Source organism: Bradyrhizobium semiaridum (assembly GCF_020329505.1).
Taxonomy (GTDB): domain Bacteria; phylum Pseudomonadota; class Alphaproteobacteria; order Rhizobiales; family Xanthobacteraceae; genus Bradyrhizobium; species Bradyrhizobium semiaridum.
On the sequence record NZ_JAGKJJ010000005.1, the window covers coordinates 174,885 to 194,688 of the forward strand.

Annotated in this window: 27 protein-coding genes; 7 read left to right on the plus strand and 20 right to left on the minus strand. The window is 60.7% G+C overall.

Annotated features, from left to right (window positions below; all coding sequences use genetic code 11):
* Positions 1 to 21 precede the first annotated feature (21 nt).
* Positions 22 to 285 carry a hypothetical protein gene (locus tag J6500_RS08360; RefSeq protein WP_225712207.1) on the minus strand — a complete coding sequence of 88 codons (264 nt, stop codon included), beginning with the start codon at positions 283 to 285 and terminating at the stop codon, positions 22 to 24.
* A gap of 267 nt (positions 286 to 552) precedes the next feature.
* Here J6500_RS08360 and J6500_RS08365 point away from each other — a divergent pair, with 267 nt between their 5' ends.
* The 5 genes from J6500_RS08365 (at position 553) to J6500_RS32165 (ending at position 4,735) form a co-directional block, all read left to right on the plus strand.
* Positions 553 to 1,167, plus strand: a complete 615-nt coding sequence (locus J6500_RS08365; RefSeq protein ID WP_225712208.1) for a hypothetical protein — start codon at positions 553 to 555, stop codon at positions 1,165 to 1,167.
* Between the two features lie 163 nt (positions 1,168 to 1,330).
* Positions 1,331 to 2,332 carry a tail fiber domain-containing protein gene (locus tag J6500_RS08370; protein WP_225712209.1) on the plus strand — a complete coding sequence of 334 codons (1,002 nt, stop codon included), beginning with the start codon at positions 1,331 to 1,333 and terminating at the stop codon, positions 2,330 to 2,332.
* On the plus strand, positions 2,332 to 2,481 hold the full coding sequence (locus J6500_RS08375; RefSeq protein WP_225712210.1) for a hypothetical protein: 150 nt from the start codon (positions 2,332 to 2,334) through the stop codon (positions 2,479 to 2,481). Before J6500_RS08370 ends, J6500_RS08375 begins: the two co-directional genes overlap by 1 nt.
* 1,271 nt (positions 2,482 to 3,752) lie before the next feature.
* Positions 3,753 to 4,283, plus strand: coding sequence for a hypothetical protein (locus J6500_RS08380; RefSeq protein ID WP_225712211.1), 531 nt, complete (start codon positions 3,753 to 3,755; stop codon positions 4,281 to 4,283).
* Positions 4,247 to 4,735, plus strand: a complete 489-nt coding sequence (locus J6500_RS32165; protein WP_376707772.1) for a phage tail protein — start codon at positions 4,247 to 4,249, stop codon at positions 4,733 to 4,735. Before J6500_RS08380 ends, J6500_RS32165 begins: the two co-directional genes overlap by 37 nt.
* 537 nt (positions 4,736 to 5,272) lie before the next feature.
* On the opposite strand, the gene J6500_RS08390 is transcribed toward J6500_RS32165, so the two are convergent.
* From J6500_RS08390 to J6500_RS08470, 17 genes are all read right to left on the minus strand, one after another.
* Complete coding sequence (locus J6500_RS08390; RefSeq protein WP_225712212.1) at positions 5,273 to 5,599, minus strand: hypothetical protein; 327 nt, start codon at positions 5,597 to 5,599, stop codon at positions 5,273 to 5,275.
* 626 nt (positions 5,600 to 6,225) lie between these two features.
* On the minus strand, positions 6,226 to 6,609 hold the full coding sequence (locus tag J6500_RS08395) for a hypothetical protein (RefSeq protein WP_225712213.1): 384 nt from the start codon (positions 6,607 to 6,609) through the stop codon (positions 6,226 to 6,228).
* Between the two features lie 61 nt (positions 6,610 to 6,670).
* Positions 6,671 to 7,060 (minus strand): hypothetical protein, encoded by a 390-nt coding sequence (locus J6500_RS08400; RefSeq protein ID WP_225712214.1) that lies wholly within the window; start codon positions 7,058 to 7,060, stop codon positions 6,671 to 6,673.
* A gap of 94 nt (positions 7,061 to 7,154) precedes the next feature.
* Positions 7,155 to 7,568: a hypothetical protein gene (locus J6500_RS08405; protein ID WP_225712215.1), complete on the minus strand. Its 414-nt coding sequence runs from the start codon at positions 7,566 to 7,568 to the stop codon at positions 7,155 to 7,157.
* Between the two features lie 61 nt (positions 7,569 to 7,629).
* On the minus strand, positions 7,630 to 8,178 hold the full coding sequence (locus tag J6500_RS08410; RefSeq protein WP_225712216.1) for a hypothetical protein: 549 nt from the start codon (positions 8,176 to 8,178) through the stop codon (positions 7,630 to 7,632).
* A gap of 479 nt (positions 8,179 to 8,657) precedes the next feature.
* Positions 8,658 to 8,972, minus strand: a complete 315-nt coding sequence (locus J6500_RS08415; RefSeq protein WP_225712217.1) for a hypothetical protein — start codon at positions 8,970 to 8,972, stop codon at positions 8,658 to 8,660.
* Positions 8,969 to 9,358 carry a hypothetical protein gene (locus J6500_RS08420; RefSeq protein WP_225712218.1) on the minus strand — a complete coding sequence of 130 codons (390 nt, stop codon included), beginning with the start codon at positions 9,356 to 9,358 and terminating at the stop codon, positions 8,969 to 8,971. Before J6500_RS08420 ends, J6500_RS08415 begins: the two co-directional genes overlap by 4 nt.
* A gap of 103 nt (positions 9,359 to 9,461) precedes the next feature.
* Complete coding sequence (locus J6500_RS08425) at positions 9,462 to 9,728, minus strand: hypothetical protein (protein ID WP_225712219.1); 267 nt, start codon at positions 9,726 to 9,728, stop codon at positions 9,462 to 9,464.
* A gap of 16 nt (positions 9,729 to 9,744) precedes the next feature.
* Positions 9,745 to 9,870, minus strand: coding sequence for a hypothetical protein (locus tag J6500_RS31960; RefSeq protein WP_283842898.1), 126 nt, complete (start codon positions 9,868 to 9,870; stop codon positions 9,745 to 9,747).
* A 102-nt stretch (positions 9,871 to 9,972) separates the two neighbouring features.
* Positions 9,973 to 10,452, minus strand: a complete 480-nt coding sequence (comJ, locus tag J6500_RS08430) for a competence protein ComJ (protein ID WP_225712220.1) — start codon at positions 10,450 to 10,452, stop codon at positions 9,973 to 9,975.
* Positions 10,453 to 11,003: 551 nt separating this feature from the next.
* A complete protein-coding gene (gene comJ, locus J6500_RS08435) occupies positions 11,004 to 11,483 on the minus strand; it encodes a competence protein ComJ (RefSeq protein ID WP_225712221.1) in 480 nt (159 codons plus the stop codon).
* 622 nt (positions 11,484 to 12,105) lie between these two features.
* Positions 12,106 to 13,656, minus strand: coding sequence for a portal protein (locus J6500_RS08445; RefSeq protein ID WP_225712223.1), 1,551 nt, complete (start codon positions 13,654 to 13,656; stop codon positions 12,106 to 12,108).
* Positions 13,657 to 13,955: 299 nt separating this feature from the next.
* A complete protein-coding gene (locus J6500_RS08450) occupies positions 13,956 to 14,321 on the minus strand; it encodes a hypothetical protein (RefSeq protein WP_225712224.1) in 366 nt (121 codons plus the stop codon).
* 96 nt (positions 14,322 to 14,417) lie between these two features.
* A complete protein-coding gene (locus J6500_RS08455; protein WP_225712225.1) occupies positions 14,418 to 14,981 on the minus strand; it encodes a portal protein in 564 nt (187 codons plus the stop codon).
* Between the two features lie 305 nt (positions 14,982 to 15,286).
* Positions 15,287 to 16,573: a PBSX family phage terminase large subunit gene (locus J6500_RS08460; RefSeq protein ID WP_225712307.1), complete on the minus strand. Its 1,287-nt coding sequence runs from the start codon at positions 16,571 to 16,573 to the stop codon at positions 15,287 to 15,289.
* Positions 16,574 to 16,761: 188 nt separating this feature from the next.
* Positions 16,762 to 17,016 (minus strand): hypothetical protein, encoded by a 255-nt coding sequence (locus J6500_RS08465; RefSeq protein WP_225712226.1) that lies wholly within the window; start codon positions 17,014 to 17,016, stop codon positions 16,762 to 16,764.
* Positions 17,017 to 17,178, minus strand: a complete 162-nt coding sequence (locus J6500_RS08470) for a hypothetical protein (RefSeq protein WP_225712227.1) — start codon at positions 17,176 to 17,178, stop codon at positions 17,017 to 17,019.
* 1,158 nt (positions 17,179 to 18,336) lie between these two features.
* Between J6500_RS08470 and J6500_RS08475 the strand changes: the two genes are divergently transcribed.
* Positions 18,337 to 18,492, plus strand: a complete 156-nt coding sequence (locus tag J6500_RS08475; protein ID WP_225712228.1) for a hypothetical protein — start codon at positions 18,337 to 18,339, stop codon at positions 18,490 to 18,492.
* 59 nt (positions 18,493 to 18,551) lie between these two features.
* Here the strand turns inward: J6500_RS08475 and J6500_RS08480 are convergent, their stop codons facing one another.
* Entirely contained in the window at positions 18,552 to 18,839 is a 288-nt protein-coding gene (locus J6500_RS08480; RefSeq protein WP_225712229.1) for a hypothetical protein, read from the minus strand.
* A 213-nt stretch (positions 18,840 to 19,052) separates the two neighbouring features.
* On the opposite strand from J6500_RS08480, the gene J6500_RS08485 reads away from it, so the two are divergent.
* Positions 19,053 to 19,313, plus strand: coding sequence for a hypothetical protein (locus J6500_RS08485; RefSeq protein WP_225712230.1), 261 nt, complete (start codon positions 19,053 to 19,055; stop codon positions 19,311 to 19,313).
* A 37-nt stretch (positions 19,314 to 19,350) separates the two neighbouring features.
* Here the strand turns inward: J6500_RS08485 and J6500_RS08490 are convergent, their stop codons facing one another.
* Positions 19,351 to 19,704 (minus strand): phasin, encoded by a 354-nt coding sequence (locus J6500_RS08490; RefSeq protein WP_225712231.1) that lies wholly within the window; start codon positions 19,702 to 19,704, stop codon positions 19,351 to 19,353.
* Positions 19,705 to 19,804: the final 100 nt, after the last annotated feature.

The following is a 19,804-nucleotide window of genomic DNA, read 5'->3' on the forward strand; positions in this document are numbered from 1 at the left end:
AAGCGGTTCTTTTGACACCGGCTACCTCCCGAGCGTGGCCTTGATGCCAAGCCAAATGGCTCCGATCAAACCTGTCGCTATGACGGTAATCGCCGCCTTGAACGTGTAGTTCTGCGCTTGCTCGACGCTTTTTCTCCATCTCCGCAAGTGTTGAAAATCTGCGCGCAGCTCATTCCGATCGACCTCCTCAATTCCGAACGAGGTCAGGATCGTCGCGACAGTCTTGACCACGACAGCGTCGATGTCGCTTCGGCGGACGCGCTCCTGCTCGACCAGCGTCTCCATGACGATTGTTCTAACGTCGGCTTCATTCATCGCAGATTTGATGAGGCCAACAAAAAAGGCTCCACCATCCTCCCAAGTCTTGAAGGGCCCCCTGCCTTTTGGAACATGCGTTGAGACCTGGTTAAGCGGATCGCCTTGCCCGAGCTGAGTGTTCCAGTTCTGGGACGCCTCCCGCTCGTGTGCGACAGCGATAAAGGGCCACGGAACGCCGGTCTTTGCGGATACGGCCTGATACCGGATCTTGGCTGAAGGGGCGATCCGCGCGATTTGGCGACCGCGATCTCTTATGAGACCGGGGGTACGTTCAATCACAACCTCTGGGGCGGCAGTGGCGGAAACTATTTCGGATTGATTCAGTTCGGGCCGAACGAGCGGGCCAGGTATGGAGTGCGGGAAGGTCAATCCATCTCGGAGCAGATGCGGGCTGTCGAACGGTTTCTGCGAGATCGAGGCCTCAAAGCAGGCATGGGGTTGCTCGACGTCTACTCGACCATCAATGCGGGTAGTCCGGGTCACTATGACAGGAGCGATGCCAGCAACGGCGGCGCTCCTGGCACGGTCGCGGACAAGGTCAATACGCAGATGGATGGCCACATGGCAAAGGCCGACAATCTGCTGAAGCAATATGAGGCGGCGCGACCGCGGTACTCGGAACCACTTCCCTTTCCGCAGCAGGCGAATCCAGCGTTTCCCGCGCAGCCGGGCACACTCCCAATGCCTTCGTCGACACGAAGGAGGACAGGCGATCTTCCATTGCCGATCTCCGGATCGAATACGGGGATCGCAAGCCAAGACGATCCTGCTCAGCAACTGCCACTGGGATTGGTGAGCGGAATGCCGATGCAATACTTGCCCATCTCGATCTTCGGTGCACGCCGGTAGGTAGACCTGTCATTCGTCCCGCCTGCCCGGTCGTCAGAGACGTGTGCCGCGATGTGCACGTGACAAATCACATGATTGAAAGGAAAACACCGCAAGGGGTGGAACATCTTCGTCGACCCAGACGCAGCAATCGCAGACCGCGGCGTGGACGGCCGCGCAGCCAATGTTGCAGGACATCCTCAGCCAGCTTGGCACCAGCTTGAACAATACCGCGCTGACCGCCGCCGAGACCGGCGCACTGAACACGCTGCAGAGCAACGCCGCGCAGGGCAATCCCTATGCGGGGCAGATCGGCGGATATGCGAACACGCTGTTCAGCGGTGGCGGTGCCAATGCGCAGGCCGGCAACGTGCAGGATAACCTTGCCACGGTGCAACGGCGGCTCACGCCCTATGCCAACGGCAGCATGATCGGCAACAATCCGGCGCTAGCCGCGCAGCTGGCGCAGATCCAGAGCGATGTCGGCAACAGCATCAATTCGCAGTTCGCGGCCGCCGGCCGCGATCTCAGCGGCGCCAATCAGATGGCCTATGGGCGCGGAGTTGCTGCGGCTCAGGCTCCGGTCATCGCTGCGCAATACAACCAGGACGTCGCCAATCAGTTCAACCCCGCGAACGCGCTTTACAACGCAGGCAATACCACTGCGAACACGCTGAGCGGCATGCAGCAGAATTACGTCGCCAATCAGGGGCAGGGCCTAGCCGCCGCGCAAGCGGCGCTCGATGCTCAAAACTATGGTGCCAATGCCACGCTTGCGGCGGAGGCGCAGCGGCGCGGCATTCCGACCCAGGCGTTGGGCTTACTGACTCAGATCGGCGTGCCGATCGCGCAGCTCGGCCAGCAGACCAGCGGTACGGCGAACACCACCCAGCAGATGTCGGGCGCACAGCAGTTCGGCGCGCTCGCCGGCGGGATCGGCAGCCTCTTCAAATTCATGCCATCCGACATGCGGCTCAAGGAGGATATCGCCGCGGTCGGCGTGCTGTTCGACGGAACGCCAATTTACGGCTATCGCTATAAGGGCGCGCCTGCGTACCACATCGGCCTGATGGCGCAGGACGTGGAGCGAACCGCTCCTCACGCGGTCATCGAGATCAACGGCTATAAGGCGGTCGATTACCGCGCGGCGACCGAGGCCTCCCGCAAGATTGGCGAGGCTTGTTGATGGCGCGGTTCGACGACTACCTGAGCTTTGATCCAAGTCTTTTCGAGCCCGGTGGGGGATTGTATGGCCGGCTGGCCTCGATGCTGGCTGAGCAAGGCTTCTATCAGCCGGTGCAGGGATCGCCGTTCCGGCTGTCTCCGCAGGGGTAGGCCCAGCCCGGTCTGGAAGTAATCTCGGTACCCCTGCGCAGGGCGCGGCGATCGGACCCGGTGCACCACAACCGACATCGAGCTGGCCGCGCGACGATGGGCAAACGCTCAATGTGCGGATCGGCGACTATTGGATGCCGCAGTTCGGCCGTGCGGAGGCGCCATCGCCAGTTCTCGAGCCGACTTTCGGCGATCGATTGAATGCCGGCTTTCAGAGCTGGGCTCACACGCCACTGGGCAATCCATTCGCGGCGATCGCCAATGGCGTTGCCGGATTCAACTCGGGTCAGACGTCGAGCGCTCGGAAAGACGCGCCCGCGGCCGCGATGCACGAGGATCAGAGCATGCCGCGGCCAGGGATTGCGCCCTTGTGGCGCCCCGCCACTACACCCCGGAGGAGAGGTTATTACAATGGCAGATGAACCCAGCGGCGACTTGACCGGAGCCGCCTACGATCTCGCCACAGCCGGCTATGCGCATCGCGATTTTCTCGCGCGCGCAGGCTCGATGACGGAAGCATCCTGCGGAGAGCGCTGAACCAAATCATGACCAATCCAGTGTTGGCTGCGATCTCTCGCGCGCGCCTGCGCGCAGCGCCAATGTTTGTGCGCTGGTGCGAGCTGAACGGCGTCTCGCCGCGCCCAGCAGCACCGGCCGTGGTCGCCCGGTTCGTTGCCGACTGCGCACGCCTCGGCATCGAGCGCCTGTGGCCTGCGGTGCAGGAGATTTCGAAGCTCCATGCGGCCGCGAGTCTCGCTGATCCCACGGCTGGAGGCCCGGTTGCGGCGGCGATAGCGGACATCGCGGGCATCGAACCACCGCGATCCTGGCCGGCCACCGCAAGCAATGCTTCAGGTCGCTCCCATACGATCTGCAGATATTTATCGCGGCCCACGAAGCCAGGCGGGAAAAGGCTACGGCGCGCGCAAAATCAGGCGGCCGCGGCGGAGAAGAAGCTAGAGACATTGACACTGCCGGAAAGGGCGACAGATGAAAGCAACTCGTATACCACCACTTGAAAGCCGGATCGCAGAGCTCCGCGCGGAGATCGAAACCATCATTGATGCACGTGCGCAGGTCGTCGCGGTCGAGAGCCCCGGTGTACCAATCGGTGTGATCCGCAACCTCCTGACGGCGCGGGCGCCTGCGTGTCCCTGCACCCAATATCTCCAGCTCGGCCGTGCCGAATAGCGTCGAGGGCCGAGCCGTTATGACCTCGCGGCGTAGCCGCTCCGTCATTCATCAAGGGAAATCATCATGACTCTCTACAAGTGGTCGCAAACGAAGGTAGCAATGCGACCGTCGACAGCACAGTCAATTGGCGGGAAGGGCAAGCTCCATCCTCGATCAACGACTCCGCGCGAGCCATGATGGCGGCGGTAGCCAAATGGCGCGACGACATCACCGGCATTCTTATTGCCGGCGGCACGAGCACGGCCTACTCCATCGTGTCCAACCAACGCATTGCCGCGAACACGGACGGTTTCACCGTCCAGTTCACCCCCGCGGCCAATAGCGGTGGGGCGGTCACGCTCTCGGTCGACGGCCAGGCTCCGAAACCCCTCCGCTTCCGTATCGCAACCGACCTTCCCCCCGGCGTGCTGATTTCAGGAAGCCTGTACCAGGCCACTTTTCGCGCAGCGAGCCAGGAGTGGCTGCTTCATTCTTTTGATGCGAGCATTTATGCAATTCCGATAGGGGCGGCATCGACTTTTGGGGCTCGTCTCCGCCAAGTAGCGCGTTCGCTTTTCCTGCGGGACAGGCTATTTCGCGAACGACTTATGCAACTTTGTTCGCACTGATGGGCACTACGCATGGTGCGGGGGACGGCTCTACAACATTCAATCTGCCAGACAGGAGAGGGCGTGTTTCTGCGCAACTTGATAATACTGGGATAGTCCTAACCTCCGCCAGAATTTCACCGGATGGGAATACGCTAGGTGCCAAGGGTGGTACTCAAAGCCACGTCTTGCAGATGACGGAAATTCCGTCGCATACCCACGACAATACTCTTGCTGATGGGGGGCATTTTCACGATAGCTTTAAGGAAAACCAAGCGCGCGTGTTTGGCGGTGCACAAGCGGGCAGTCCGGCGTTTCTCACATTCCAACTTAACAATGGCGACGACGGTGCGGCGAACACGGGCACTAGAACGTCCAACATCACACTCAACAACGCCGCAGCGGGAGGTGGTGCATCACACAACAATCTGCAGCCAACGATCGCCTGTAACTACATCATCCGCATTATCTAGCCGTGCGTATGACCAAGTTGGCGCGAATTTCATCTAGAATGCGCTGTGTTCATGCAAGACGTAGGTCTGGGTGAACGCCATCAACTGTTTCAAAGCCAGGAATACCAGCAATATCGATCGGGCTGAAGCGGTGGCGTTCCGCAGCGCTTCGAATTTCCTGGTCGACGGCATCGAAGCCGGCTTGACCAAGGCAAGCTACCGTTGTTTCCGTCTTAGGCGGCTATCCAGAATTAGCGAATAAGCTGCCGCGAAATGTGGGCAATCGTAGTCGTTGACGCCGACAGAAGTTGCAATGGGCGAAGGATCTCACTTTATCCGTTGGACGACTGGGATGATGTCGGCCGCACGACTTCCGCCGAGCCCTCCATTGATGATGGGAGTGCCACAAACCTCCGCCGGGAATTTCGCGTCTGAGTAAATAATAATCAGCCACCTTCGACAGACCCTCTCTTTGGAGCCAATATGACCGACCTCGTTGCCCTCAAAGCCGCGAATGCGCGTCGCTGGCCGAGAGCCAAGCTGACGCAGAGCTTTGCCTCAGTCGCGAAGCGGCTCGTCGATACCTAGGTTTCGGCTTGCGTTCGTGATGGCTTGAGCGAGCTCGTATTTGCGCGGATCCATTGCCGGCTGCTTCGGCTGATAATCATTCTGCGCTTGCTGCAGTGCCTGCAACCGACCGATCAAGCCCATGGGCTCAGCCTGGTAGGAAGAGGGAGTATAGGTTGGCTCGTCCGCAAAAGCAGGACCACGGTCGATGCCACCCTTGTCGCTCCCCTGCTCCATCAGCATGCGAAATGAGCGGAGCAACCCAAGAGGCCCATCGTCTGCATGGACCTCGGGGCTGAAGCGGTCGCGAGTATTCATGCGGGAGTGCTCCGTTAAATGCGACGGATTGATAGAACCAGGTTTGGCTACAGATTCGTCTGCTGCGGGTAGCGGGGCGCCGGTTACCCGGCGATTCCGTCAATGACCTTCCGCCGGTCCGGTGGTCAGAAAGTCTTGGCCCGCGACATGCTGGCCAGCATGAGGCAAGAGACGGCTAGAAGCACCTGAAATAATGCTTCGACACGTGAACGCCCGTAACGGTCTCGCCAAGACTCTTCTCCGAAAAGCTCAGCTGGCCAATGGCCCCGAAGTCATCCGCCGTCTGAAATTCGAACGACCTCTTGCCCCGCTGGCCGAATGCAATCTGGGGTTCAATCTCGCGCAGCAATCGGCCTTGAGAGGTCCCAAGCACGTCCGTTGCCGCAATCCTCAGCCACCGCTGGCCATCACGCAGGTCTGCTGGAGAGGCCCGTTTCAGCACATCGCAGGTCGCTTGGTCCTCGACCCAAAATCCGCGGAACTCAGGTGGAAATTCAACCTCACGAGCGTAGCTCAGCGAGCCACCTATCATGACGAATACAGATATCAGGAGAATCCGTATTGACGGTATCACGCCACTAGCGATCCACGTCGGGACCCTCTTGAGACACCACATGTCGCATCGATCAGCATTTCTGGTAGGTGCTGACGCCACGAGCTTGGATGATGCGCTCAATCAACTTGCCGTCACGAGTCAACGCCAGTTCACTCATAAGACCATTCTCGCCAAACGTCTGGATGGCGATTGACAGCTGCGTCGACGGCACGCTCATGCTGTCGATCGGTAGCTCGCGGAAGAAGCGCCCCTGTGTCGAGCCGAGCACGTCGGTTGCCGTTATCTTGAGCCAGCGGTGACCTTGGTTCAGCGATGCGGGTCCCTTGCTCTTCAGCATATTGCAGGTCGACTTATCGCCAGCCCAGAAGCCGCGCATTTCGTTGGGTATCTCATCGGTCGCAGCTCCTGCAGGCACGCACGACAGCAAGAAAAGACAAAGCAGGAGAATTCGCATTGATGGAGCTCGTCAAAAGGAGTGGAGTGCATCGATCAAGAAACCCACGCGACCGCGACCATCAACATCGCTGATAGATACCGATCTCGCGGCGGCCTGCACCGAGCAAAGTTTCATGAAGCTGGCCGTCCGCAGAAAGCGAGAGTAGGACGATCGCCCCTCTCGCATCCAAGATCTGTATCTCGGCCGAAATGTCGGCAGTCGCCCCGGCTCCAACCTGGCCGGAGACTTCCCTCAGGAATCGGCCCTGGGTCGACCCTAAGACATCCTTCGTGGAAACCTTCAGCCACCGATGATCCCCGCGAACATCGGCACTGGTCTGTGTCCTCCAGTAATCGCAGGTCTCTTTCGCCTCGCCCCAGAGTCCGCGCAGCTGTGTTGGGAACTCGTCGCTTGCGGCGAATGAAGGCCAGGACATCAACAGGAGCGTCCACGTCAGAAGAATTCGCATGCAGTCCAACCTGCGCATACAACCATAGGCTTTACATGTTCAGACTGGAACAAAATACGAACCTGGTCAACCCTATTGATGTCACAGCAGGTGTTCAATTCGTCCCGGGAGCCGATGAATTCAGCTCCTTATCCATAATGACATGCTTTTCCCTGTAACCGTCGAGCACACGCAGCCAGCCCTTGCGACCATAGATCCGGACCCGCTCGCAGCCTTCGGCCCTTGCATAAGTCTCGATCCCATCAAGCAGCGGCAGCCACCGCTTCATGCCGGTACCGCCGCACGCAGTGATGATGCAGACTTTGCCGATCTCCGTGTTGATGAGGACAGTGGCGGCTGCTGCTTCAACGGTATATCCGTTCCAGGCAAGCCATAGGAGGCTACGCCCAGAAAGAATATCGATCCCAATATCCCCAAAGGCGCTTAGCCCGGTTCGGCGGCAGGCCATCTGCAGAATTGAGGCTGCATGGGGCCAGAATTCATGAGCTCTCCCAGGATCGACACACATGAGCGCAAGCTCTGAGCAAGAAGACAGCCGTTCGCTGTTGATTCCATGTCGAGAGCTAGTTCTAGCGTTTCCCACGCTTTTTCTTTTGTAAGTGCGCGTTATTGGAATTGCGTCTCTCTTCGTAGGTCCGCCCGTGGTCGAGCTTTTCGCCTCCGCATACCTCTCTTACGCGGATCTTGGCGCAATCGTCCTCAGAAAAAAGCGCATACCGACCTTTCGGCCAGCCATAGAGGAATCGGTTCCTCGCAGCGACGCCGCTATTGTACGCTTCCTTGCACTCCTTGCGAGCGTCTGCCCACTCCTTGGCACAAACCTCATCGTTCACTCCGCCCGCGCCGGAAGCATCTGGGACCGGTTCAGAAGGCGGCGTTTCGTCCGGCGCCAACGGCGGAGATTCGATCTTCGGCACCTTCTTCGCTGCCGCCGTTGTGTCAATCCGCTCGAGACGCCGGATATTCGGATCTGGCTGGTCGAAGAACGGCTGTTCTTCATAATATTGTCCGCGTTTGGATTCGGCCGGACTATAGTCGGGCGAGATCGACGAAGTCTTGCTGTCACCGCCCGCGTTTGATCTCCGCCATTGCTCGTACTTCGAAATCAGCGCGAGCAATCCTCCCACTGGTCCCCGCAAATGATATGGCGGCGGCGCCTGAGGGGGCTCAGGTGGCGGCCCAATGGGTCGCGTGGTCATCTCCTGCAGATCGGGTGGCAGAACTGTCGAACCACCGCTGTCACGATCCGGTTCTGCCTCGAAAGCTGCTCCTGGCACCGACCGCCGCATGATTTCAGGCAGGAGCTGGAAAATAGTTCCAAAGTTGCTCCAATGATCAAGCATCGGCCGAATTGCCCGAATTGCTTCGGACTGCTTGTCGGGAGGGAGGGGTAGTGGCAGCGGAATCCCAGTTCCCTGGCCACCGAATCTAACTCTCGGATATGGAGGAGCCATTAATCGTTCCTTTGCTAAAGAAGACCCGTCGATCATCCCGACGCGGCGAAGCGCCACCGGACCATTGGGCGGTTTGAAAGCAGAGTTCTGTCGACTTGCGTTGTGAGGGCGGACCAGCGCACCAGGGAGGCGCGTTGCGGATGTCAGCCAAGCACCGCATACAAAAACGTCCGGTCAGCAGTGGCGGAGTTGCCATGCGTGATCGTGAACGATCCATTCACCACCGCGCTCACAAAGAGCGTGCCGCTGCTGAGCTCGGCTGCGGCGCTTGGGGATGTTGCCGTGAGAATCGGCGTTGAGCCCAACGCACAGTTCGGTGCCGATACGGTCGTGGTCGATGCCCCCGGCACAAGCGTAACCGCGCCAACGGCATTCGATCGGCCGGCGGCAAGATTCTGGATGGCGAGCACGATCTTCTTCAGATCGGTCTCGGTGATGCCGGGAACGTAGGCCGTCATAGCGCGCTGCTCGCGATCACGTCCGGCACGACGCCGGCACAGAATGTCCATTGCGTCGCGGCAGGAATCCTCACCTTGAAGCGTGCATAGCGGGTGTCGCGCATCAGGTCGCAGCGTCCGGTCCTGGTGTTGACCGGCACCTCGGCGCCCGCGACCGTCGTCACGGAAGGCGTGTCGCGCGTCGAGACTGAACCATAGAGCATCGCCGCATCCGAGATCGGGCGAAAGCCGCGGATCGTGATCCGGTTGTCATCGGTGCCCTGCTCCGCACTTTCCAGTGTTGCTTCCAGATTTTCGCCGCGGAAGAAGCCCAGCACGTGCGCATTGTTGAACTGTGCGATCTCGGGCTGCACGGCCGTCGCATAGGCATCGAGGCTCAATGTCATCGCATCGATCGACGACGAAATCGCGTCGAGGTTTTCCAGGGTGACACCGGTTTGCGAGATGCCCAGAAGATACTCCCCGCTCATCGCGACGGGGAAGAAGCGGTCAGCAGGAAGTCATAGCCGAGCAGGCCTGCGCGAGCTTGCCGTTGGAGACGACCGAGCGAAGATGATCGCGCACCTTGCCGACGATGTTGATGGCAAGGAAGAGTTTTTCGCGCGCCGCAACGTCATCGATCGTGGTCGCACGCCAGGCCGAGACATAGCCCTGCTCGAGCGTGCCGAACGCTTCAGTCAGCAGTTCGTCCTCGAGCAGCACCTCGGCACGAACGCCCTTGGCCTTCGCCCCTTCGAGAGTATCTTCATCGATCATTGCACCAGTCCTTTGTCTACGGCCAGCCATCATCTGATGCGTGGCGGCCGCGGCAACCGTCACTCGCATCGAAATTGTAGAGCTCGCGGTCGCCGACCATCTCGAGCTTGCCGCCAGTGCCGAGCCCGACATTGATGGTCATTCGTTGTCTTCCAGTTGCGCGGGTCGACAATCACCCAGGCATTGCGCAGCCGCACCGTCTCCCGTCGCCGTGTTTGCGGCGTTGATGCCGCCAACTTCCCAACTAGATGGCAGGTCGCGCAGTCGTTAGCAATTCATCACCGACCGAGAGTTCGGGATCTGCACGAACAACCCCAAAGCGGGGAATGTCCTTCTTCGCAAAGGTCAATCGCACCCGCTCGTCCTCGCGGGTGCCGGAAGGTGGCATGAACTCGCAACGCAGCGGGAACGATCCGGCCGGCAGCGACAGTGGAATGATCTGCGCAATGCTTCCAACTTCGATCGCCCCATCAGCTGGAACTTCGAAGGGAACGTCAATCACGCGTAACGCACCCGGATGAACGGGCCCGGCATGGTTCACGACCTCAACCTCGACCTTGTGCCAGCCAGATTCGGTCATCGTGCGGAACGCCACGCAGCCGGGCCACCAAGTGAAGCCCTGCGAGAAATGCTGAGCAGTCCACTCGTTGAATGGATTCTCCAGCGAGCTCGAGAACACCACGAGCTGTCCATGAGAAACTTCAAAATCGATCCTGGTCGCCATCTTCAATCCCCAGTAATGATCTTGATGCGGGCGCCATCTGGGCAAACCATAGCATAAGCGACCGATAAAGGCTCCGGCCGACGTGTTATGACTCGTATCGATCGGTCGAACACTAGCCCGAGCACCGCCTTCTCTGAACATCGCTGGAGGGTATCTGCGCCTGCGCTTGCAACGCCAGCACCGTTGGGTCGGGCGGCGCCGGCGGTGGATTGAGCAACTGCCCGGTCTGCGGATTGACGGCCGCCGGATCGTTGAAGAAGCGATCCGGGTTCTTGTGCCCATGATCCGAGTCAGCTCGACCGCTGTGTTGTAGAGCTCTCGGTCACCGACCATGTTGAGTTTGCCGCCGCCGAGCAGCTCCTTCTGGACATTGGCGAGCGCCATCACCCGCGCGAATTTCTGGGCCTTGTCGCCGGCGCCGAGCCCGACATTATAGTCATGTCGTCACGGGTCTTTCAGTTGCGCGAATCGACCATGACCCAGGCATTGCGCAGCCGCACCGCCTCCTGTTGCTGGCCATGCTTGCGGCGTTGGCGCCGCTGACCGCTCAACTATATGGCAGGTCGCGCAGTCGTCAGCAATTCATCACCGACCGAAAGTTCTGGATCTGCACGAACAACCGCAAACCGAGGAGTGTCCTCTTTCGCAAAGGTTAGTCGCACCCGCTCGTCTTCATCGGTGCTGGAAGGTGGCATGAACTCGCAACGCAGCAGGAACGATCCGGCCGGCAGCGACAGTGGGACAGTATCTGAAATGCTTCCGACTTCGATAGCGCCGTCAGCTGGAACCTCGAAGGGCACCTCGATGACGCGTACTGCATCCTGGCGAACGGGACTGGCGTGGTTCACCACATGAATCTCCACCGAATGTCGACCAGAGACAACCATAGAACTGAACGAAACGCTGCCAGGACGCCAAGTGAAGCCCTGCGAGACATGTTGGTCGGTCCAGTCATTGTATGGGTGCTTCAACGCACTGTTGAACACCGAGAGTTGACCGTAGGAGAGTTCAAAATTGACGGTTACCGCCATCGTCAATCTCCAATATTGATCTTGATTCGCGCTCCGTTTGGCAATCCACGGCATGAATTGCCGACTGTAGCACGTCCCGATCGGTTGTGTTTCAGATTGATCGGCCGAACGTCGGCATCAGCACTGCCTTCCATGAACATTGCGGGAGGATACTCGTCTAACCCTTGCCAGCAACCTTATCCAGTTTGCCTGTTGCCGCCCGTCTGCCGGGCCGATAAATCGTCAGGACACTTGGGTGACCTGCATTGATGGCGTCGGCTGCGAGATAGCCAATGCGTTGCGTAGGTGTGTAGGTCGTCGCCTTCAACTCGCCGGTCGGTTGGTAATACGATGCCAATCGAAAGCTGGTGTGTCGGGAGGCAGTGGCGGTGCGGCCGTTGGATTTCGTGTGGCGATCGGCTCCGGCACGCTGTCGCCCGCGGAGTCTGGTTCCCAGGATTCACCAGGAGAGACAGCTGGTGTGTCAACTACGGGCACGCCGCGAGTGGGTTGCGCAGCGCCAGTCGCAACGTCTTGAGGTTGACCTTGAGCCTGGCCATCCGGGCCGAACGGATCATGGTCAACGGGAATGAAGGAAAAGTCCGAGAACTCCGGCTGATGGTCCACCGGCACCAGGGAAAAATCAGACATGATGAACGACCATCAGGTATTTGCCGGGCCGCTTCGGATCCTCGACATAATGGTGGCCGTCCCTCGCCTTGCGCGCGCCCGGGACAGCGGCACGTTCTGATTTCTTTGCTTGCGTCGCTGCCTTCAGATTCGCGTCCAGCACCCTGAGCTGTGCATCGAGCTCGGCCTTGATCTTCGCCAGCTCGATCTCTGACTCGGTCTTTAGCTTCTGACGGACTGCATCGGCCTGAGCTTTCTGCTGTTCGATCTGCGCCTGTGCCTGCAACGCCAGCACCGTTGGGTCGGGCGGCGGCGCGGGCGGCGCCGGCGGCGGATTGAGCAACTGCCCCGTCTGCGGATTGACGGCCGCCGGATCGTTGAAGAAGCGGTCCGGGTTCCTGTGGCCCATGATCCGCGTCAGCTCGATGGCGGTGTTGTAGAGTTCGCGGTCGCCGACCATGTTGAGCTTGCCGCCGCCGATCAGCTCCTTCTGCAAATTGGCAAGCGCCATCACCTGGGCGAATTGCTGCGCCTTGCCGCCGGTGCCGAGGCCGACATTGATGGTCATGTCGTCGCGTGTCTTCCAGTTCCGCGGGTCGACAGTCACCCATGCATTGCGCAGCCGCACCGTCTCCTGCTGCTGTCCATGCTTGCGGATCGTGCCGTGCAGCAGCGCGAAGATGTCGCGTACGCCCTCGGCCATGATCCGCGCGATCAGCTTGATGCGCATCTGCGACGCCGAGAATACCTGCGCCACAGCCGTCGCCGACTGGTTCTGCAGCGCATTGGCATCGATGCCCTGCGACTGCCGGCTGAGCCCGGTGCGGCTCTCGAGCTCGGTGTCGATGTACTGCATCATCGGATAGATCGACGAGGTGATGTCGGGCACCACCTGCCAGTTCAGCCCGCCCGCGGTCTTGGTACGCACCACGCCGCCCGGCCGCGATACCAGAAGATCGTCCAGCGTGTTGGGGCCTGCGTTGCTCTCGGCCACCTCGACACGCGGGTTGTTGTGCAGATAGAGATTGTCGAGCGCGCCGCGCTTCAGCGCCGTCTTTTCCCGCTGAAGTGGCATCACGAGATCGGCGATTGAGCGGCCGAAGAAACGGTGCGTCATCGGCACCGGCGTCGTTGCCGCGAACGGCATGGCATCGAACGGCGCGATGCAGTCGCGGCCGTCCTTGCGCAGGATCTCGCCCTGATCGCCGCCGGTGATCACCTGGTACAAGGACGGCCGACCATTGCCCTCATAATCCATCCGCACATAGTGCTCGGTGATGCGCACCAGCCGTGCCGCCGTGTTGGTGCCGCCGGCACCGCTGCCAAAATGCTCGTCGGCGGTATCGCGCGCCAGCGCCTCGATATTGCTGTGGCCGGTATAGTCGTTCAGCGACCTGATCTGCGCGGCGTCGAAGCCTTCCGCGACCAGTTGCGCCTCCGTCTTCGTGACGACTTCATGGAAGCAGTAGTTGCTGTCTCGGATGTTGCGCGCGCCGCGCTCGATGCCGAATTCCTCCGGCCGAGGCGGCAACGGATCGGAATATCGCGGATCGAATTCTTCCATCCACGATTTTCGTCCTAGCTCGCGCCTCCGCTCGTGCTCTTGCCTCCGCTCCGTTTCCCGCTGTCGCTCTCGCTCCAATGGATTTTCATCAACCTTTGAAAGAATACGGTTCGGTGTTAGGGTCCACTCTGGAAATATTTCTTTCATTTCAGCTTCTTCGGTTAGAGACTTCCGCGATATGCCGCAGTCACTGAGCAGTGTTCCAGTTGCACGATAATTGCTCGCCTTTTGGGACAGCGCCGGAGCAGATCTCTCGCCAATCCCAACGTGCAAGCAGGCCCTGCTGCCATCTGTATTCCTTATTCGGTTGACCGACTGCCTGCGCAGTTTGCTTGATAGGCTTTCCAGGATTTGAATGTCTGATAGGCGGCCCAGAGAAATCCGATCAGCACGAAACAGCCAAGAGCAGGATTTCCCGACGCGAAGAATCCGAGCGAACCGGACAAGGCAGCCGCGCACCCGGCGTACAAGACCTTCATGTACTCCGTCTGCAGGGGCAGCGACGTCGACGGCGCGAGGGCATAAGTGTGAACCGCATATCTCGACATGAGGTCGTCCTGGAACTGTGGAGGCAATGAATCGACGAGCTCGCGGCGAAGGACTTCGCTTCTGACGGCCGACCATATTGCAGCAATCGCGGTGATAGCAAAGAAGACGACGGACATGGCATTTCCCCGACCGATGGCACTCCGCAGTATGCACAGAACTCCGCGCGCTTCGCCATGCTGCATGTAGACGTCTGCCCGACACCTGCAAGACAGTCAGGTCATCGCCTTCGTCCGGACATCATCCGCCGGATCACGTGCTGTATGCTCGACGATCTTCATCGCGCCGTTCGACTCCATTACCGCCTGTGCCAGGAGGGCGAATTGATCATCGGTGAGATCGTAGTAGGTCTCGCGGCTCTCCTCTTCCCGCTCTTCCCACCACACCTTGACGATGCCGACCTTCGACAGTAGCGCATCCTTGACGAATGAATAGAGCGTCATGAAGCCGGGATTCTGCTGCATGAAGACATGGTTGACATAGTCGGTCTCCTGCTGCGCGGCCGCCTCGTCCTCTGGGCCGACCGGCTCGAAGCGGACGACTTCGTCGGAGCCGGCAAAGATGTCCATCAACGAGGGCATCAGCCCTTCGATGGTGTCGGCGACATCGGTCGAGACCGCGCGCGACCGCCCGTCCTGCGCCGGCATGTCCTTGCGCATGTCGCCGAGATAATAGTCCATCGCATCCGCCCGCTCCTCGGCGAGCCGGGCCGCGGACAGCGCCGCGAGGGCATCGGCCTTTTCGGAGGCGAGCATTGCCTTGAGATCGGACGTGGACATTTTTGGCATTGGTGAAAACCTTGATTTGGGAAGCGCAGAGGTTCGAGATCGCCAATCGACAGCCATAACCGGCGCAGCAATCGCGTGATGGGGAACATCCGGCTTATGAAAGCGCGGTGGTGCAGGAAATCTGGAATTAAGCGTAAATCGAGGGAGAACGATCACTTGTCACCCGGCCGCCTAAGCAGCCGACGCAATTTACGGCTAGCGCGTCGTTCGCTTCCAGACGGCTCGTCCCGGATTCCAGCCCGACCGCTATGAGCGAGCCTGCTTCGACGCATACTTGCGCATCTTGCAGATACGCTTCATACCCACCCGTGGTCCCGATAACGGATCACCCGATTGAAACTCCCCGCCCTGCCCGGCGCCTCGTAGCAGATCGCCATCAGGCCGAGTGCGTCTGCCGCGTGGCTTGACCAGTCGTGCTCCGGGCCGAGGCCGACATTGCGCACCTCGTCCTTGCGCTCGTGGTAGAAGCCGATCGCGTCGCGGCCGGCTTCGGTCGTCGCCTCGTTCCACCAGATCTGCGGCCCGAGCCGGCGCAGCGCCTCGATCCGCATCATCGCTGCGCCGCGGCCCTGGTTCTTCACCGGCGGCTCGACGGTGAAGCCTGCATCGCGCAGATGATCCTCGTAGCGTTTGCCCGTGATGTTGTTCATCGCCATCCCGTCGTGCGGCAGATACAGGATCGCGTTCTGATAGCCGCGCGAGCGTAGCCAGTTGACGTGATAAGCCAATACCTGTCCGACGCTCTCATAGTAGTCCAGGACCTTGATCTGGCTGCCGGCCCACTGCACGACCCAGATCGTGAAGGCATCTGCGGTCGCACCGGCGCCGCCGATGTCGATGAAGGCGCGCAGCGGCAACAATGGATCGGCGGCAATCTTGCCGATGCGCCCGCTGCTCCGGGCCTGCGACAACATCTCGGCAAAGTAAGCGCCCTCGAATGCCTGCACGTAGTCCCCTTCCCAAATGTGCTGGTAACGGGCCGGATAAAGCGAAAGGTCGGTTCGCCGCTCCTCTTCGAGGACCGCCGGAAACCAAGGATTGTCGCGCCAGCTCGCGTTGACGACAATCGCACCTGGCGGCTTGCGCACCCGCAGGAAATCATCGACCGCGTCGGACTTCCTTCGCGGATTCCAGCTAGCCCACAATTCGGAGCCCGGCGCGCGGATCGTCGGCCGCAGCAGAGCGAGGCTGTGCGCGCTCAGCGATTGCGCTTCATCGATCCAGGCGACCTTGAAACCCTCCAGACTCTTGATCGAGTCGGCCGTGTGGTCGCGCATGCCGCGGAAGATGACAACCCCATCACCCGGCGTCCCGATCCTGTCCGAATAAAGCTTGAAACCGGCACCGATACCGAGCGAGGCGATCTTGCTCTCGACCAGCCGCTTCGAGGACTGCGCCAGCGTTCGCTGCGCCTCGCGGATGCAAACAGCCAATGTGCCACGCTCGGCCTGGCACATCTCGACCAGCAGTTCGCCGAAGAAGTGCGACTTGCCCGATCCTCGGCCCCCGAACGCTCCCTTGTAGCGTGCCGGCTTTAGCAGCGGCTCGAATACTTTTGCAGTTGGAATCTTCAGGATCGACAAGGTTACACCTGACGTGGCCGCGCGTCCGGCCCCAGCAAGGCTAGTCCGAGAGGGCCTCTGCAGCGCTCTGGTAGAGCGGTCGTACAAGACGGGGCACACAAAGCCGCGAGCGTCGGGCTCTCGTTGAAGGTCTTGGGCGAAGCAATCCGGTCGTACCGATGGACCGGACGGGCTGCGGCCGCGACCGCTCAAAGGTCTTCACCCGCGAGGTCCTCCGGCTCGACGATGACGCGCTCGATGCGGTGCACAGTTTCGAGTGCTCCTTCGCCCCTCTCCATCGCCTGCGGCGCCTTGCCCCAGCCGCGGTCGAGGATGGCGTTGGCCGCAGACACCCGCGCAGCCGGGGTTGCACTTGTGGATCGCATCACGCCCACGAGCGCGTTGATCGCCGTCCTGGTGTGGCTGCGCGCAAGCGACCTTATCTGGGTGATCGATTTGGCCACCTACTTCTCCTCCCAATCGGAGGGGAGGTACTCGCTCGGCGCCGTATCGGGGCGATCGATGTCGCGATCGGGCACGGTCGTGCGAAATACGATGGTGGGAAAATCCGTCTGCTCGCGATCCCGGCGCGGCCTTGGAATGAACTGGATGATGTCTGCGCTCACGCGAACTGCTCCCACACTGCAATGGCAATCAGGCCCGCAAGCGCGAGCGATATCAGACAGGCGGTCATGCGAACCTCGTTTGATCGGCCGGCAGCGCCGCGCCGGCGATAAAATAAATGTGCGGCAGATCGCGCAATCGGCTGCGATCTTTGGGGCGCGAACCTTATCCCTGACGAGCGGGGCCGCGGGCGGCGCCGGCTTTCACCGCGCCGCAGGACCGGCGCGTTCGCGCGCGCCGGCCAATTGGTGATTGTTACAAGAGGTTCGGACGGCGGCGCGCTGACGACGCTCAGCGACGGGGGAGGATGTGGCGTCGTGACGTAGCGGCCGCCGTCCGATCGGTGAAACGGCAAGCAAAAAGCCCGCCGCGGACCTCTCCGCGCGGGCTTCTGACAATTTCGGAATGATGGAATTATGCCGGTGAGTTGCCCGACGTGTCAAATGTTTTTAGATCGAGGAGATCGACAAGATGCGACACGTCGGACGACGCCAGCGTTGTCGCGGCCAACTCGTATCCGGCCGATGCGAACAATTGCTCAAATCATCGCCAAGGTAGTATCCTGCACCTGATATGTCACCGATGTCCCCGTCGAGTTGGGACTTTCTCGGCCTTTCAGTGCAATGTGAGCCACAAAGAGTGCGAAGCTGAGAGCGTCGGCCATGGCATCTGGGCTTACGAGCGCGAGCGATATCAGGCAGGCGGTCATGCGAACCTCGTTTGATCGGCCGGCAGCGCCGCGCCGGCGATAGAATAAATGTGCGGCAGATCGCGCAATCGGCTGCGATCTTTGGGGCGCGAACCTTATCCGTGATGAGCGGGCCGCGGGCGGCGCCGGCTTTCACCGCGCCGCAGGACCGGCGCGTTCGCGCGCGCCGGCCAATTGGTGATTGTTACAAGGTTCGGACGGCGGCGCGCTGACGACGCTCAAGCGACGGGGGAGGATGTGGCGTCGTGACGTAGCGGCCGCCGTCCGATCGGTGAAACGGCAAGCAAAAAGCCCGCCGCGGACCTCTCCGCGCGGGCTTCTGACAATTTCGGAATGATGGAATTATGCCGGTGAGTTGCCCGACGTGTCAACCGTTTTTCCGAAACCTGACGAAAACGGTAAAATTGGAGGGTTCGGCTTCGACAGCCGGAAACCGCCTTCGGCGAAACTCGTGTCAACTCCCATCATCGCAACAGGAATTTTCGCCGGCCGCCGTATGGGCACCGCCATGTGCCAGTATGGCGGCCTGTTCTGCGAAAGTCCGACCCTGGTGCTGGTCGGCGCAGGCCTGGCTGCGGCATGGGGTACGTTCGTCAGCGTGCGTTGACTGCGTTCTCGGGATGTGCTCGCAACCGCAGCTATCGTGCGCCGACGCTATGGCCGACACTATGGCGGTGAATTCGGGTTCGCCGGATGAATTGGCTTGGGTCCCGCTGGATCCGGTTCAAGCGGCGCCCTGGGTTCGGTGGGCGTGACCGTTGCGCCGGCGGCGCGCGCGGCCTCGCCGGTCGTCGAGTAATTGGCCGTGGCGGCCGGCTGCAGCGTTGGCTTGTTCCAGGGGCCGTGATCGACGATCAGCATGCCCAGCACGCCGAGGGTCGCGACCACCGCGGCCACCACGAGTGGCGTGCCGCCGTGCCGTTTTCTCTCATTGACCGCGTGAGCATTCGTCATGCCGTGACCTTCCTCCGCAAATGTCGTTGCTGGAATAAGCCTCGGCTGCCGCGGAAGTTTCCGGTTCCCTGGGCTCGAAAACGGGCTGTGCGCCCGGAACCAATTCGCGGTTACGGTATTTTCCGAATGTGGCTATTTCCGCGAAGACGGCGTCCATCGCGGATGGCGAGGTTGTTAGAGCTATCGTCCCTCAGTGAATTTGCGGCACGGCAGATGAGCTTCGAAACGCCCGAATCCCCGCTACAACCGACGCTCGGCGAGCGCGCGATCGACGCCGCGACCGACGTCTCGCGGACGATTACTGAGGTGTCGGACGGCCTCCGCGCTGCGGCCGATCGGCTGAGCAGTGCCATCGCAGCTTCGCGCCGCCCCGGCGGAGCGCTCGCGACGGTGAGCGCCGTGACCCGCGAGGCGCCGCTCGCCAGCCTGTTCGTCGCTTTCCTGCTCGGCGTTGCGTTCGCTCGCCGGCGCTAGGGAAGCCGCTCCAGGCTTAGCTCCTAGAATTTGGCTCCTAGAATTTGCCCTTCGCCGCGTCCTTGGTAGCGGACATGACATTGCCCGTGATCTGCCGCATATGCTCGCCGGCATTGGTGAACTGGCTGCGCAGGAATTCCGACTGGATCTGCATCGCCTCCTGCAGATCGGTCGCGTGCACGAGCTTCCGCGCGTGCTCGAACGCCGCCTTCATGTTCTGCTCGGTGAACGACAGGGCCTGCTTGGAAATCTCCGTTCCGGCGCCCGGCATCGTTGCCATGGATTTGCTGGCAGCATCGAAGAACAGGCTGAAGGCCTTCTCGGCCTGGTCGATGGTCTTCTCCGTGAGGTCGCGGAGTTCGGCAGGAACCTTAAGCTTCGGCTCAATCATGATCGCCCCCTGAATTAGACGTGCGGCGAGGCTAGCATAGATCGCGAACGCGCCAGCGTCACGCGATCGATCATCATCGCGGGACCAGGTTCCGGGGCGG